Origin of the sequence: Streptomyces sp. NPDC048106 (assembly GCF_040706415.1) — a bacterium.
Classification (GTDB): domain Bacteria; phylum Actinomycetota; class Actinomycetes; order Streptomycetales; family Streptomycetaceae; genus Streptomyces.
This window is the reverse complement of sequence record NZ_JBEZND010000053.1, coordinates 14685-30124: the sequence shown is the minus strand read 5'-3', so window position 1 is coordinate 30124 and position 15440 is coordinate 14685. Positions and strand designations below refer to the sequence as shown.

Genomic DNA, 15440 nt, shown 5'->3' with positions numbered 1-15440 from the left:
ATGTGCCGAGGCACCGCGCACACCCTAGCGGTGCGCCGCGGCGCGTGATCAGAAGTGGGAAAAGAGAGGAAGACGCATGACCGTGCTCCTGGAGGCGGCCCCCTCGCCGGCGACGGGCCACCCGTGGTTCGGCCGGCACCGGCTGGCGCCCGCGGCCGGTGCGGCGACGCTCCGCGACATGCTGCGGCACGAGATACGGGACACGGGCTACTGGTACCAGACGCATCTGCCCGCCGCGCCGATCGCGTTGCCGGCCGCGTCGTACGCCGAGCTGTTCCGCGTCTCGCGGGCCCTGCTCGACCTGGTGCGCCGTACCGCCCTGGAGAGCGCGGCCACCACCGAGGGGCGGCTGGCGGCGTACCGCATGCCGGAGAGCGAGCGGCAGCTCTTCCTGGCCGACCAGTTCACCGAGGAGCGGTACGCGGACTGCGTGGCCCGCCCCGACATCGTGATCGGTCCGGACGGCCCGCGGTTCCTGGAGTTCAACGTCAGCGGCGCGCTGGGCGGGCCCGTGGAGTTCCACTGCCGTATGGAGGTCTGGCGGCGGCTCTACACCGACGCCCGCGGGCAAGTGCCGTTCGGCTACCAGGACCCGTTCGCGGTGCGCACCGAGATGTTCCGCCGGCTCTGCGCGGAGCTCGGGGTGCCGCCCCGGGTGGCGATGGTGGGCAGCGCCCTCGACCAGGGGGGCCTCACCCGGTACTTCGACATGCAGGTCGACCACTTCAACAGCCACGGTCTGCTGGCGCGCTTCTTCGAACCCGAGGACCTGCACGAGGCCTGGGACTGCCCGCCCGGCCTGCGTCACTTGGTGGGGCTGCGGGACTTCACCATCCCGGACTGGGCCGAACTCGGCGTCGACACCGCCCCGGTGCAGACCGCGCTGGACCACGGCTGCCTCCTGGTGGGCACCCAGACGTCCACCTTCCTGTCCAGCAAGCTGACCATGGGCCTGCTGTCGGAGGGCCGCCCGTGGATGAGCGCGGCCGAACGCGCCCTCGTCGACACCTATCTGCCGTGGACCCGGGTCCTGTCCCACCGGTGGACGACGCGGGGTGAACGCAAGGTCGACCTGGTGGAGTTCGCCGTCCGCCACCGGGAGTCGCTGGTGCTCAAGGAGGGCATCGGCATGAGCGGCCGGCAGGTCGTCATCGGCCGGCAGACGGACCAGGCCGAGTGGGCGGCGGCGGTGACCGCGGCCGCGGAGACCGGCACCAGCGTGGTGCAGGACTTCGTGGCGCCGCGCACCTGCCGGCTCGCCGTGGTGGCCGACGGGGTCGACGAGCCGTACGACACCGAGGTGGCGCCGGTGTTCGGGCCGCTGCTGTTCGGCGGTCGTCCCGCGGGCCTGTTCGCGCGCTTCTTCGGCGACGGCAGGACCGGGATCGTCAGCGTCGCGGGCGCCGGCTGCTCCGACGACTGTGTGGTCTCCGTATAAGCACGACCGACAGAAGGGACACCCGTGGTATCAGCACCCGCCTGTGCGCACCCGGAAGGAAGGAGGAGCCGTGTCCCTCGAAGCCGCTGAGGTCGCCCATCTCCTCCTCGCGCTCATCGTCCTGCTCACCGCCGCGCATCTCGGCGGCCATCTGTTCGCGCTCATGCGCCAGCCCCAGGTCATCGGCGAGATCGCGGGCGGCCTGGTGCTCGGCCCCACGGTGCTCGGCGAGTTCGCCCCGGGGGCCTGGCACTGGCTGTTCCCGTCCGGGGGCGCCACCTCGTCCGTGCTGGGCGCCTTCTACCAGATCGGCATGCTGCTGCTGGTGTACCTGACCGGCACCGAGCTGCGCGCCCGGCGCCGGGCCGGGGGGCGGCGCACCATCACCTACGCGGCCGTCTCCGGTCTCGCTCTGCCCTTCGCCTTCGGACTGGCCGTCGCCTCCGCGGTGCGCACCGACGGCCTGTCCGGCCCCAACGGCTCGCCCGCCGCCCTCGCGCTGGTCTTCGGCATGGCCGTCGCGGTCACCAGCGTGCCCGTCATCTCGCGCATCATGCTGGACCTCGGCATCCTGCGGACCCTGTTCGCCCGGATCGTCCTGGCCGTCGCCGTGGTCGAGGACATCCTGCTCTACGTCGTCCTCGCCATCGTCCTCGGCATGGCCCAGGCCCGCGGCGCCGACGCCTACGGGCTGTGGGCGTCGTACGGCTCCGGCGAACTGGCGCCGACCGTCGCCTACTTCACCGTCGTGCCCCTGCTGTTCCTCGCGCTGTCCCTGTGGCTCGGGCCGGGGCTCTTCGCGCGGCTGTCGCGGTCCCGGGCCAACGTCCTGGAGCGGCGCAGCCCCCTCGCGTTCCGGCTGGTCGTCGTCTTCCTGCTGTGCGCGGCCTGTGCCGGGCTCGGCATCGACCCGATCTTCGGCGCCCTCGTGGCGGGCATGTGCGTGGCGGGCGCGTCCGGGGCCGGGGCGGAGCGGTCCCAGGAGACGCTGCGCCAAGTCTCCCTCGGCTTCTTCGTGCCGGTCTACTTCGCGATCGTCGGCATCAAGCTCGACCTGGTGCGCCACTTCGACCCGGTGTTCTTCTGCTGGTTCCTCGCGCTGGCCTGCCTGGTGAAGTCGGCCAGCGTCTGGCTCGGGGCCCGGCTGGCGGGAGAGACCTCCGCCGCGGCCAGGAACCTCGCCGTCGCGATGAACGCCCGCGGCGGTCCGGGCATCGTGCTCGCCTCCGTGGCGTTCGGCGCGCGGATCATCAACGAGAACTTCTTCACCTCGCTGGTACTGCTGTCCATCGTCACCTCCCAGTTCGCCGGGTTCTGGCTCGGCCGGATCGTGGCCGGGGGCAAGCCCCTCATGCCGGGCTCCGCCGGGGAGGCCGGGGAATTGGCGGTGGAGGGGGAACCGCTCGTGGAGGACGTCAGGTGAGGATCTATCTGGTGCGTCACGGGCAGTCGCCGGCGCGGGCGGGCCAGGGGCGCCGGGGGCGGGACACCGCCCTCAGCCCGCTCGGGCACCGCCAGGCCGGGCATCTGGCGCGGTGGCTCGCGGGCGACGGGCGCCTCGACGGCGACACGTCGCTGACCGTGGGCAGCGTGCTGACCAGCCCGCTGACACCGGCCCGCGAGACGGCCGAGCACCTGCGCGAGTCACTGGGACTCCCGGCCCGGGTCCAACACACGCTCGCGGCGGCCGACTTCCAGGTATTCCCCGAACTGCCTTCCGCCACCGCGCCGTTCGCCAGACGGCGCGGGAGGCTCCTCTCCGAGCGCTATCTGGACTTCCGCGCCCAGGCGCGCGCCGCGCTGGTCGAACTCACCCGGCGCGCCGAGGAGTCGGGGCAGCCGGTGCTCGCGGTGACCCACGGCGACCTGATCAGCACCGTCGTCCGGGCGGTCGCCGAGTCCGACACCTTCTGCCTCAGGCTCTACCACTGCGGCATCACCGCGCTCGAATGGTCCGACGGCCGCTGGCGCCTGTCCCACGTCAATCTGTGGGACCACCTGCCGGTGCCCCTGCGCACCAGCTGATCACCTGGCCACCCGCCCCGCCGAAGAGATGACCGAAATAGTTACATGTAGACTACAAATATATGGGCCGACTGCCACTCACCGGACGGCAGCGCCGGAACGAGAGGGTCAGGTAACAGCGCGTGGGCGACGAAGGACAGCAGCACGTCGACCGGATGGCGCAGCCCGCCCGGCCGTCAAGGGCCAGGACCCTGGCCGAGGCCGCCTGGTTCCCCGCCGCCCTCTTCCTGGGCTTCCTGTTCTGCTTCGCGCCGGCGCTCCACTCGCCCCAGCCCCACCACGCCCACGTCGTCGTCGCCGGGGCCGCCGAGGCGCGCGACGTGGCGGCCGTGCTGGAGCGGACCGAGCCGGGCGGATTCGACATCACGGCCGTGCCCCACGCGGCGGACGCGCGCCAGGCCGTCCGCGACCGGACGGCGGTGGCGGGCCTCGCCCCCGGGCAGCACGGGAAGCACCCCGTGCTCTTCGTCGCCAAGGCGAACGGCGCGTCGCTGGAACAGGCGCTGACCACCACGTTCGGCCAGGTCGTCGGCGACCGGTCCCAGCACCTCGCCGTCCAGGACGTCGCCCCCACCGTGAGCAAGGACCGGATGGGGACCACCCTGGTCTACTTCGGCATCGCGTGGAGCGTGCCGGGCTACATCCTCGCCACCACGCTGCTGCGCGCGACGGCCTTCGACCGGCGCAGGAAGCTGCTGGCCATCCTGGGGGTCGCCGCGCTGTTCGGCGTCGTCGGCTTCGCCGTCGGCGTGGGCCTCGGCTACCTGCCGCACGACCCGGTGGCCATGCTGGTGTCCTTCCTGCTCACGACGGCCGTGGCCACCTTCGCCTCCGGCCTGGCCCCCTTCACCCGCCAGTTCTTCCCCGCCGTGGGGATGACGCTGTTCATCGTGCTCAGCATCCCCACGAGCGGCGGCGCCGCGCCCGCCGCGATGCTTCCGACGTTCTTCCAGTACGTCCACGCCGTCATCCCCCTGGGCAACGCCGTGGAGGCCCTGCGCTCGGCGCTCTACTTCGGCGGGGCCGGAATGCTCAGGCCGGTCCTGGTCCTGTGCGCGTGGATCGCCGCCGGGGCCGCCCTCATGGGCCTGGACGCCTGGCGGCACCGACGCGCGGCCCGGGCGGACGCCGGCGAGGAGATCCAGGACCCGCCGGTGGACGACCCCTCCATGGAGGCGCCGGCACCCACGGCACTCCCCGTGCACCGCCACCACTTCGGCGAACCGGAGCCCGACCTCGTGGGCACGGTCCGCGACCCGCACCGGCGGCCGGTCCCCCGCGCGCTGGTGACCGTACTGGACCCCAGCGGCCGCCAACTGGTGTCCACCCTGACGAACGCCCGGGGCGAGTACGCCGCGACCGGTCTGCCCGAGGGCTACCTCAGCATCGTGGCGGCACTGCCGGGCAGGCAGCCGGGGGTGCAGCAGCGGCTGCTGGGCTCCGGCGACGTCGTACGCGCGGACTTCCTGCTGCGGGACCGGCACGATGCGGTGCCGGAGGCGGTCGCGCCGTAGAACGGCCCGGGCCGAGGAAGGACCCGGCCCGGCTCAGGTCGTAAGACGACCTCGCTCGGAACGTGGAACGACCCGGCTCACGACCGGGGCCACGGCTGGCCGGTGATCCGCTCCACGCTCGCGTTGAACCGCTGGAGGTAGTGGGCGAAGTTCTCCACGTCCTCGGCCGACCAGTCCTCGAAGACCCGGTCCAGGTCCTGGATGTGCGTGTCGCGCTCGTACCGCAGTTTCCGCTCGCCCTCCTCGGTCAGCCGGAACTTGCGGGCCATGCCCCCCTCGGGGTCGGGGATCCGCTCCAGGAGCCCGGCCCGCATCGCGTGCGCGGTCTGCCGGTTGACGGTGGAGGCGTCGAGCTGGAAGGCGTCGCTGAGCTGCCCGATCGACATCGGCCCCTGCACTTGGATGCGGCTGAGCATGATGTACGCACTCCGCTCCAGCCGGCCTTCCTGATGCCGGCGGGTGGTACTGCTCAGCTGATGCCGCCCGAGCACCATGTGCTCGAACTCGACCAGGTGCGACGGCTTCCCCATGTACGTGCCTCCTTCAGAGTCGACCGTATCTCAGGGCCTCACGGTGAAGCTGGCCCGTCCCGCCGCGCTCCCCGCCACCCGGGTGCCGCACGCGGGTGGCGTACACGACCCATGCGGTGCGATATGAATAATGCATACTATGTGCATCATGCACATCCCGGCATCGTGCCGGCCCCGGACGACCGGACGAATCGAGGAGTCACCCATGGATGCCCCGCAGCCGAGCCGCAGAACGGGCGGTATCGTCACCACCCTTGCGCTCGCCGGAACAGTCGCCGCGATCATGCAGACCCTGGTGACCCCGCTCATCGCCGAGCTGCCGCAGATCCTGCACACCTCTTCGTCGAACGCCGCCTGGGTGGTCACGGTCACCCTGCTCGTCGGCGGCGTCTGCGTGCCGGTGTCCGGGCGCCTCGGCGACCTCGTCGGCAAGCGGCGCATGATGCTGATCTGCGTGGTGCCGCTGGTGGTCGGCTCGGTGGTGTGCGCCCTGTCCACGTCCGTCGTGCCGATGATCATCGGCCGTGGCCTCCAGGGCATGGGCATGGGCATGATCCCGTTGGGCATCGCGCTGCTGCGGGACGTCCTGCCCGTCGAGAAGCTCAGCGGCTCCATCGCCCTGGTCAGCGCCTCCATGGGCATCGGCGGCGCGATCGGCCTGCCCCTCGCCGCCGCGGTCGCGCAGTACGCCGACTGGCAGCTGCTGTTCTGGGGCTCGGCCGTCCTCGCGGTGATCATCGGTGTGCTGATCTTCGTCGTCGTACCGGACGTTCCCGCCGGCGCCAAGGGCCAGCGTTTCGACGCGCTCGGCGCGGTCGGTCTCGCGATCGGCCTGGTCGCGCTGCTGCTGGCGATCTCCAAGGGCGCCGACTGGGGCTGGGCCTCGGGCACCACCCTCTCGCTGTTCGCCGTCGCCGTCGTCGCGCTGCTGGCCTGGGGCTTCTGGGAGCTGCGCACCCGCGACCCGCTGATCGACCTGCGCACCACGGCCCGTCCGCGGGTGCTGATCACCAACGCCGCGTCGATCCTCGTCGGCGTCGGCATGTACTCCTTCATGCTGATCGCGCCGCAGCTGCTGCAGTTCCCGAAGGCCACCGGCTTCGGCCTGGGCCAGTCGATGCTCGCGGCAGGCATGTGGATCGCGCCCGGCGGCATCATGATGATGCTCATCTCCCCGCTCGGCGGAAAGCTGATCAACGCGCGCGGCCCGAAGCTCGCGCTCGTCAGCGGCGCCGTCGTGATCGCCGTCGGCTACGCGCTCGCGCTGCCGCTCATGGGCACGGCCTGGGGCATCATGCTCGCCGGTATCGTCATCAACAGCGGTGTCGCGCTCGCCTACGGCGCCATGCCCGCGCTCATCATGAGCTCGGTCCCGCTCTCCGAGACCGCCGCCGCCAACGGCTTCAACAGCCTGATGCGCTCGCTCGGCACCACCATCGGCTCGGCCGTGATCGGCGTCGTCCTGGCCCACATGACCGTCAACCTGGGCGGCTACACCATCGCCTCCGAGGACGGTTTCCGCACCGGCCTCCTGATCGGCTGCGGCGTCGCCCTCGTCTCCGCCGCCGTCGCCGCCTTCATCCCGGCCCTGCGCAACGCGTCCGGCGACGGTTCCGCGGACCCGCGGGCGACCGAGGCCGACCAGGCCCCGGCCCGCCCCTGAGCAACCCGCCCCTGAAGAGACACCGTGCCCGGTCCCACGGACCGGGCGCGGTCATGTGCGCCGGCGCGTCCGCGTCAGGCCGTGCCGCTCAGGCCGTGTCCGGCTGCGGGACGTCCGCCGGCCCGTCCTGTGCGGCGCCGGCGGACCCGGTATGCGAGAGGGCGGCGAGGAGCCGCAGCCTCTCGTCGCTGTCACTGTCCTTGTCGGGGTAGTAGACGACGAGGATGACGTCCTCGATGGGCAGTTTGTCCCGGTGGAGGCGCAGTTCACCGACGACCGGGTGGTGGACCGTGGCCGTACCGCCGTCCAGGCCACGGACGTCGTGGCGGGCCCACAGCGACCGGAACCGCTGGCTGGACAGGGCGAGTTCGCCGACGAGCTCGACGAACCGGGGGTCGTCGGTGTCGTCCCCGATGGTGGTGCGAAGAGCGGCGACGAAATCGGCGGTGGCCTTCGCCCAGTCCTGGTGGAATGCCTGTTCCTCGGGATCGAGGAGGAGGGACCTGAGCCGGTTGTAGCCGGGCCGCAGGCGGGGGGAGAGCGCGACCGCCATGGGGTTGGAGGCCAGGACGTCGAACGCGCGGCCTTCGACGAACGCGGGTATCTGGAGGTGGGCGAGCAACTCGTGCACCCGCGCCGGCACGTGCTCGGGCCGCTTGCGGCGCGGCGCCCTCGGGCGGGCCGCCGCGAGGCCAAGCAGGTACGCCCGCTCGATGTCGTCGAGGCGCAGGACCCGCGCGAGTGATTCGAGGACCTGGGGCGAGGGGTTCTTGTCGCGGCCCCGTTCCAGGCGCAGGTAGTAGTCGGCGCTGATCCCGGCCAGCAGCGCGACCTCCTCACGGCGCAGGCCGGGCACCCGGCGGTTGCCGCCGGCCGGGAGGCCCGCCTGCTCCGGGGAGACCAGCTCGCGCCGGGCGCGGAGATAGCTGCCGAGCCGGTTACCGGATCCCTCGTCTGTCATACCGACACCGTAATGCGGTGCGCGTGTCCCAGAGGGGGTCCTGTCAGGACCAGGGAAGACGGGTGCTCTGCCACGGCTGGCGGACGCGGCCGAGACTGCGAGAGCACTGTTCCCACAGACCGAAGGGAAGATCCCGTGGATCTCTCCAACCGCACCGTTCTCGTCGTCGGCGGGACCTCGGGCATCGGGCGAGAGCTGGCCCGGCGGTTCGCCGCGGCGGGCAGCACCGTGGCCGTCGGCGGCCGCAGCCCCGAGGCGCTCGCGGAACTGGCCGGGGAGGGCTTCGGCACGTTCGCCGTCGACGTCACCGACGATTCCTCCGTGGCCTCCTTCCGTGACGCCGTGCTCGCCCGGTACCCCGGGCTGGACACGGTGGTGACGATGTCGGGCGTCATGCTCCTGGAGGACCTGCGCGACCCCGCGCACTTCGAGGCGGCGCGCACGACGATCGACACCAACCTGCTCGGCACCATCCGGGTCGTCGACGCCTTCACCCCGCACCTGGTCCGGCGGGGCGCCGGCACCTTCGTCACCGTCACCTCGGGCATCGCCTTCCTGCCCTTCCCGCCCATGCCCTCGTACGCCGCCTCGAAGGCGGCGGTGCACGCCTACTCCGAGGCACTGCGCGCCCAGCTCGACGGCACCGGCGTCGGCGTCGTCGAGCTCGTCCCGCCGGCCGTCGCGACGGCGGGCCAGGAGAAGGTGAACCCGCACGCGCTGCCGCTCGACGACTTCGCCACCGAGGTCATGGAACTGCTCGCGGCGGACCCCACCCCCCGCGAAGTCCTCGTGCGGGGCGTCCTCATGCACCGCTGGGCCGAGCGCGAGGGCACCTACGACGACCTCGTCGCCCAGCGCTCCCGGGCCCTGGCCATGCTCCCCGGCCGCAGCGGCTGACACCGCGAACGCGGTGAGGGCCTCGGCTGAAAAGCCGAGGCCCTCATGCAGAGGCCGGTCACGAAATCCCTCGCATTCAACTGGGCCACCTGCTGTAAATGTCACATCCTCCGGTGATAACCACAGGGGAAAACCGGCCATCAGCTCCCGCGGCATCACATGTTCCGTCGATGCGGACGGCCCGCGGGAGGCCGGAGGCGCCCTACCCCGCTGTGATCCAGGTCACTATGACACCCTCTGGTCCTGTGATTTAACCCTCAAGTACCGTCGATGCCGGTCTCCGTCCGGGGACCGGCTATTTCCCGAAGAAGGCCGGACGAGGTTTCCCGGCCGCCGGGCGGGAATCGATTCCCGAAGCGTTATGCGCGACCGCTCTTTACGGCGTATAAGTCAGTCTTCCGCGCACCCGGCACAGGCGCCGCGCTGTTCCGTACCACGTACGTGAGCCCCCCACCTCGCGAGAGGAGCGTGACGATGGTCAGGTCCAAGGCCGCGGCGGCCCTGGCGGCCGGCACGCTGCTGCTGTCCACCCCGGCCTGGCTGCCCCGCTCGGTCGTCGCCCTGCGGATGAAGGTCTTCGCCCGGGTCAACGGCGACGAGGGCCTCACCTTCCCCGACGCCACCGTCGGCGCCGACCGCTTCCAGGAGGTCTACTGCCACCCGGCGGCCAACGGTCGCAGCAAGGGGGCCGCCCTGTCCGACCTGTTCTGGTACTGGCTCGCCCCCGGCGCCGACGTACACCAGGAGCACCTGGAGGCGGGGCCCCGCTACGACGAGGTCGCCCGGTGCACCCTCGCCTTCCTCTCGGGTCCCTCCGAGTCGCTGTACGCGCGCGCCGCCCGGCACACCGCGTCCGTCCTCGACGTCTCGGCCACCGGACGCGTCACCCCGGTCCGGCTGCGGGACCTGATGATGCCGGTGTGGGCGGAGTTCTTCTACGGCCTGGTCTTCGACGAGCCCTGCCCGGCGCACGCGCGGCGGCTGATCGTGGACAACGCCGAGGACGTGGTCAACGCCCTCAAGTGCACCCGCCCACGACACCTGGGCCGCCGCCACCGGCTGACCGCCTACCTACTGCGCAGGCTCGCCGCCGGCGACACGGCCACCCGGCACCCCCTGCCGGCCGGCCTGACCCGGCTCCAGCAGGCGTACTACCTCCAGGGAACCTTCTTCAACACGGCCGTCGTCCAGATGTCGGAGGCCATGGCCCACCTGTTACTGGTGCTGGCCCGGCACCAGGACGTACAGCGCCGGGTGGCCGAGCACCCGGACGACGACCGGTACCTCTCCCACGTCACCGACGAGACCTTCCGGCTCTACCCGCTCTTCGGCATCGCCCACCGCATCGCCACCGCCGACATCGCCCTGGACGGTCTGCCGGTCCTGCCCGCCGGATCCGTCCTGTGCTTCAGCTATCCCGACTACCACGCGAGCGGTTACCCGGACCCGGACGTCTTCGACCCGGAGCGCTGGGAACGGACCTCGGCCCGGAACGCCCACCACATCCCCTTCGGAGTGGCCGCCAACCGCCCCTGCCCCGCCTGGCGCCTGGCCCCCCTCGTCATGCGCGCGGCGACCCGCGAGGTCCTGTCCCGCTTCGTCCTCGACTCCCCCGTCCCGCACACCCGGTCCATCCCCGACCGAGCCCCCTGCCTGCTGATCCGCCGGGACGCCCCGCTGCCGCGCCTGGAGCGGTCCGCGCTGCGCGGCGCGCTGTGGACGCGGGGCCGTTTCGAGGACGTCGGCCGCGGCATCGCCCAACTCGGCTTCGGCACCTGGATGGTGCTGGCCGCCCGCCGCACCCGGCCGGCCACCCGCTACTTCGCCGCCCACGACACCGAAGGCCGCCCCCTGCGCCGGCCGGCCCCCGGCACGGAACCGCCTTCGGCCACCCCCGCCTGCCCGTACCCGGGCCATCCCTCCTGACGCGCGCCCTCCCCTCCCGGCCTCACACCTCGCACGTCATGCCTCATGCCTCATGCCTCAACGAGCCTCTGTGGAGACCGAATTGACGCAGAAGACATTGGACTACCTCGTGATCGGCGCCGGACCCGCCGGCGTGCAGCTCGCCTACTTCCTCAAGCGGGCGCACCGCGACCACCTCGTCCTGGAGGCGGGTTCCGTACCGGGGGCGTTCTACCGGACGTTCCCGCGGCACCGTCAGATGATCTCGATCAACAAGCCGTACTGCGGGTTCGACGACCCGGACCAGAAGCTGCGGGTGGACTGGAACTCGCTGCTCGGCGACGACGACATGCCGCGGTTCACGCGGTACACCGACCGCTACTTCCCGCACGCCGACGACTACCTGCGCTATCTCGCCGACTTCGCCGACCATCACGAACTGGACATACGGTACGACACCCGGGTCACCGAGGTCACCCGTGACGGCGAGCGCGGTCCGTTCAGGGTCACCGACGAGCACGGCACCGTGCGCACCGCCAGGCGCGTGGTGATCGCCACCGGCTTCTCGCGCCCGTACGTCCCGCCGATCCCCGGCATCGAGACCGCCGAGTCGTACGCGGACATGACGCTGGACCGGGACAGCTTCACCGACCAGCGGGTGCTGGTCATCGGCAAGGGCAACTCGGGATTCGAGACCGCCGACCACCTCACCGAACGCGCCGCCGTCATCCACGTCCTCGGCCCCAGTTCCATCAAACTCGCCTGGAAGACGCACTTCATCGGCCACTTACGGGCGGTCAACAGCAACTTCCTCGACACCTACCAGCTCAAGGCCCAGAACTCGGTGCTGGACGCCACCGTGGACCGCGTCGAGAAGCTGCCGGAGGGCGGTTACGAGGTCACGCTGACCTACCTGCGCCGCGACGAGACCGTCCGTTTCCGCTACGACCGGGTGCTCACCTGCACCGGCTTCGCGATGGACGCCTCGATCTTCGCCCCGCGGTGCCGGCCCGAACTGGCCATCAAGGACCGGTTCCCGGCGCTGACGTCCTCCTGGGAATCGGTCAACGTCCCCGACCTGTACGTCGCGGGCACGCTCACCCAGGTCCGCGACTTCAAGAAGTACACCAGCGCCTTCATCCACGGCTTCCGCTACGGGGTGCGCGCTCTGACCCGGATACTGGACCGCCGCTACGAGCACACCGAGTGGCCGCACCGGGCGCTGCCGTCCGATCCGGCCCGGCTGGCGGACGCCGTACTGGCCCGCCTGGCCACCACCTCCGCCCTCTGGCAGCAGTTCACGTTCCTGTGCGACCTGCTCACGGTGGACGGGGACGGCGTCCGCCACTACGAGGAGATGCCGGTGGACTACCTGCACGACTCGGACTTCGGGCAGCACGACAGCTACCTCACCCTCACCTTCGAGTACTTCCCCGGCCACGACGAGCTGGACCCCTTCGACATCGCGGCGGGCCGGGCCTGGGAGCAGGAGCACCAGCACGACGACCGGTACCTGCACCCGGTGGTACGCCGCTTCCACCGCGGCGAGGTGGTCTCCGAGCACCGGATCAAGGAGAACCTCGACAACGAGTGGACCGACCCGGTGGTGCACGTCAAGCCGCTGGTGGAGTACCTGACCGATGTGCTGGACAGTCCCGTCGCGACGGGCGGTGAGCGGTGACCACCACCCCCTCGAAGGCCCCGCCACCGCAGCCGGGGCCCCTGAGCGTGCGCGAGTACGAACCGCTCGCCCGGGAGCTGCTGGACCCGGTCCACTACGACTACTTCGCCGGCGGCGCCCACGACGAGATCACCCTGCGCGCCAACGAGGCCGCTTTCGCACGACTGGCGCTGGTGCCGCGGGTCCTGCGCGGGCGCGGCCTGCCCGACCTGGCCACCGACCTGCTCGGCCACCGCGCGTCGATGCCGGTCATACTCGCCCCGACCGCCTTCCACCGGCTGGCGCACCCCGACGCCGAGCGCGCGACCGCCCGCGCCGCCGCCTGCGCCGGGGCGATCATGGTCGCGGCGATGCTGTCCACCGTGGCCGTCGAGGAGATAGCCGCCGAGGCCCGTAAGACGGCCGCCGACGCGCACCTGTGGTTCCAGCTCTACGTCCAGCGCGACATGGGGTTCACCGAGGCACTGGTGCGGCGCGCCGAGGACGCCGGCTGCACCGCCCTGGTCGTCACCGCCGACTCCCCGGCGCTGGGCCGCCATGTGCGCAACGACCGCAACGACTTCCACGACCTGCCGCCCGGTGTGGTGTGCGAGAACCTGCGTTCCCTGCGCGCCGACGAACCCGGGCACGTCCGGCAGGTGGACCTCTCACCGGAGCTGTCCTGGGACCACGTGCGGCGGCTGCGCGCGATGACCGGGCTGCCGATCGTCATCAAGGGCGTACTGCACCCCGAGGACGCCCGGATCGCGGCCGATCTGGGCCTGGACGCGGTGATCGTCTCCAACCACGGCGGGCGGCAGCTCGACACCACTCCCGCCACTGTCACCCAGTTGCCCCGCGTGCTCGACGCGGTGGACGGCCGGATTCCTGTACTACTCGACGGGGGCGTCCGGCGCGGCAGCGACATCGCCAAGGCGCTGGCCCTGGGCGCGGCCGCGGTCGCCGTGGGACGCCCGGTGGTGTGGGGCCTGACGGTCGGCGGCCAGCGGGGGGTGGAACGGGTGCTGGGCATCCTGCGGGACGAGCTGGCCCACACCCTGACCCTGTGCGGCTGCGCCGGCCCCGCCGAGCTGGGCCGGGACATGATCGTCCGAGAGGATCCGGGATGGTGAGTTCCGCCCCGGCCGATGGCCGCGTGTCGCGCCGCGTGGTCTTCGCCGCCGGCTCCCTGCTGGTCGTGGTCGGTGTGGTGTTGCACGCGCCCTCGTACTGGATGATGCGCGACGACCACTTCGCGATGGCGGGCATGGGCATGGGCCCGGCCATGACCACCGGCATGGTGCTGATCACTCTGGGCCTGGGCGCCGCCGCCTGGAGTCTGCTGCCCGCCGGGAAGCGGACCGTCGCCCGCGCCTGGAAAGTCCACGCCACCCGCTACGCCGCCCTGGACGGCGCCGGCTTCACCCGTGCCCACCGGGCCCTGGTGACGGTGCTGTCCGTGGCCCTGGTGGTGGACACCATGAAGCCCGCCTCGCTCGGGTTCGCGGTCCCCGGCATGCGCCAGGAGTACGGGCTGACCAGCGGGGAGGCGTCCCTGCTGCCGCTGGTCGCCATCGGCGGCACCATCGTGGGCTCGCTGCTGTGGGGCCGGCTGGCCGATCTCTACGGCCGCCGCTCGACGATCCTGTTGTCGGCACTCATGTACGTGGCCACGTCCGTCTGCGGTTTCATGCCGTCGTTCGGCTGGAACCTGGCGATGTGCGCCCTGATGGGGATGGCCGCGGGCGGCATGCTGCCCACGGTGTACTCGCTGATGTCGGAGTCGGTGCCGGCCCGGCGGCGCGGCTGGATCATGGTGGCGCAAAGCGGGTTCAGCGCCGCCGCGGGCTACCTCGTGGCGAGCGGCTGCTCGACGCTGCTCGTCCCGCACTACAGCTGGCGGGCCCTGTGGCTGCTGGGGCTGCCGACCGGTCTGCTGCTGGTGGTGCTGCGCCGGTGGATCCCCGAGTCGCCCCGCTTCCTCATCGAGACCGGGCAGCAGGAGGAGGCGGCCCGGGTGATGGCGCTCTACGGGATCCGGGCGGTGCCCGCGGTCGCGGGCGGCACCGGGGACACGGCCACGGGCGCCGACGTCGGCACCGGCACGGGGACGCCGGTCGCTGCGGTCGCGCGCCGGCGCCGGTTCATCCAGCTGGTGTCGGCCCGGTACCGCCTCCAGACCTGGGTGATCGTGCTCTTCGGCGTGAGCTGGGGCCTCGTCAACTGGGGCTTCATCACCTTCCTGCCCAGCTTCCTCACCTCGGCCGGCTCGGGCACCCGGGCCGGCCGTCTGCTCTTCGTCTCCTCCGCCCTCGCGGTGCCCGCCACCGCGATCGCCGCCGCCCTGTACGCGCGGTGGAGCAGCAGGAAGGCGATGTGTCTCTACGCCGCCGTCACGGCCCTGGTCCTGGTCGGGTACGCGGTGCTGCGCCCGGAGCGCGCCGGCCACGGCGGCACCATGGTGGTGCTCACCGCGCTGCTGCTCATCGCCTCCGGCGGCATGGTCGCGCTGCTGGCGCCGTACGCCACCGAGGTCTACCCGACGGCGCTGCGCGCCACCGGCAGTGGCGTCGCCGCGGCCGCCGGCAAGGCGGGTGGCCTGTTCGGACCGCTGCTGCTCAGCTCGGCACCACGCCTGGAGGGCCTGGCCCTGGTGAGCGCCGTACCGCTGGTCGCGGCCGGGCTGGTGCTGTGGCGGTACGGCACCGAGACCCGGGGCAGGCCGCTGGTCGAGGCGACCGTACCGCTCGGGCGGGCCGGGATCGTCCAGGCCCCGGCCGACACCTGAGTACCCGGCCGCTCCCGTCCACCCCTACGCCGTACGACGCACGGAAAGGCGAACGACGT

General features: G+C 72.0%; 12 protein-coding genes. 10 read left to right on the top strand and 2 right to left on the bottom strand.

Annotation, left to right across the window (positions count from 1 at the left end):
• Positions 1–76: 76 nt before the first annotated feature.
• The 4 genes from AB0927_RS36020 (at position 77) to AB0927_RS36005 (ending at position 4977) form a co-directional block, all read left to right on the top strand.
• Positions 77–1438 carry a hypothetical protein gene (locus AB0927_RS36020; protein WP_366672041.1) on the top strand — a complete coding sequence of 454 codons (1362 nt, stop codon included), beginning with the start codon at positions 77–79 and terminating at the stop codon, positions 1436–1438.
• Between the two features lie 70 nt (positions 1439–1508).
• Positions 1509–2861 (top strand): cation:proton antiporter, encoded by a 1353-nt coding sequence (locus AB0927_RS36015; RefSeq protein ID WP_366672040.1) that lies wholly within the window; start codon positions 1509–1511, stop codon positions 2859–2861.
• A complete protein-coding gene (locus AB0927_RS36010; RefSeq protein ID WP_366672039.1) occupies positions 2858–3463 on the top strand; it encodes a histidine phosphatase family protein in 606 nt (201 codons plus the stop codon). The genes AB0927_RS36015 and AB0927_RS36010 overlap by 4 nt, the downstream gene beginning before the upstream one ends.
• A gap of 122 nt (positions 3464–3585) precedes the next feature.
• Positions 3586–4977 (top strand): carboxypeptidase regulatory-like domain-containing protein, encoded by a 1392-nt coding sequence (locus AB0927_RS36005; protein WP_366672038.1) that lies wholly within the window; start codon positions 3586–3588, stop codon positions 4975–4977.
• Between the two features lie 77 nt (positions 4978–5054).
• On the opposite strand, the gene AB0927_RS36000 is transcribed toward AB0927_RS36005, so the two are convergent.
• Positions 5055–5507, bottom strand: coding sequence for a MarR family transcriptional regulator (locus AB0927_RS36000; RefSeq protein ID WP_366672037.1), 453 nt, complete (start codon positions 5505–5507; stop codon positions 5055–5057).
• A 205-nt stretch (positions 5508–5712) separates the two neighbouring features.
• Here AB0927_RS36000 and AB0927_RS35995 point away from each other — a divergent pair, with 205 nt between their 5' ends.
• Entirely contained in the window at positions 5713–7170 is a 1458-nt protein-coding gene (locus AB0927_RS35995; protein ID WP_366672036.1) for an MFS transporter, read from the top strand.
• Between the two features lie 88 nt (positions 7171–7258).
• Here the strand turns inward: AB0927_RS35995 and AB0927_RS35990 are convergent, their stop codons facing one another.
• Positions 7259–8131, bottom strand: coding sequence for a helix-turn-helix transcriptional regulator (locus AB0927_RS35990; RefSeq protein ID WP_366672035.1), 873 nt, complete (start codon positions 8129–8131; stop codon positions 7259–7261).
• Between the two features lie 135 nt (positions 8132–8266).
• Here AB0927_RS35990 and AB0927_RS35985 point away from each other — a divergent pair, with 135 nt between their 5' ends.
• The 5 genes from AB0927_RS35985 to AB0927_RS35965 all read left to right on the top strand — a co-directional run bounded on the left by AB0927_RS35985 (position 8267) and on the right by AB0927_RS35965 (position 15381).
• On the top strand, positions 8267–9028 hold the full coding sequence (locus tag AB0927_RS35985) for an SDR family NAD(P)-dependent oxidoreductase (protein WP_366672034.1): 762 nt from the start codon (positions 8267–8269) through the stop codon (positions 9026–9028).
• Between the two features lie 474 nt (positions 9029–9502).
• Complete coding sequence (locus AB0927_RS35980; RefSeq protein ID WP_366672033.1) at positions 9503–10954, top strand: cytochrome P450; 1452 nt, start codon at positions 9503–9505, stop codon at positions 10952–10954.
• A gap of 82 nt (positions 10955–11036) precedes the next feature.
• Positions 11037–12614, top strand: a complete 1578-nt coding sequence (locus tag AB0927_RS35975) for an NAD(P)-binding domain-containing protein (protein ID WP_366672032.1) — start codon at positions 11037–11039, stop codon at positions 12612–12614.
• Positions 12611–13726: an alpha-hydroxy acid oxidase gene (locus tag AB0927_RS35970; RefSeq protein WP_366672031.1), complete on the top strand. Its 1116-nt coding sequence runs from the start codon at positions 12611–12613 to the stop codon at positions 13724–13726. The genes AB0927_RS35975 and AB0927_RS35970 overlap by 4 nt, the downstream gene beginning before the upstream one ends.
• Positions 13720–15381, top strand: coding sequence for an MFS transporter (locus AB0927_RS35965; protein ID WP_366672030.1), 1662 nt, complete (start codon positions 13720–13722; stop codon positions 15379–15381). Before AB0927_RS35970 ends, AB0927_RS35965 begins: the two co-directional genes overlap by 7 nt.
• The last annotated feature ends 59 nt before the right edge of the window (positions 15382–15440 follow it).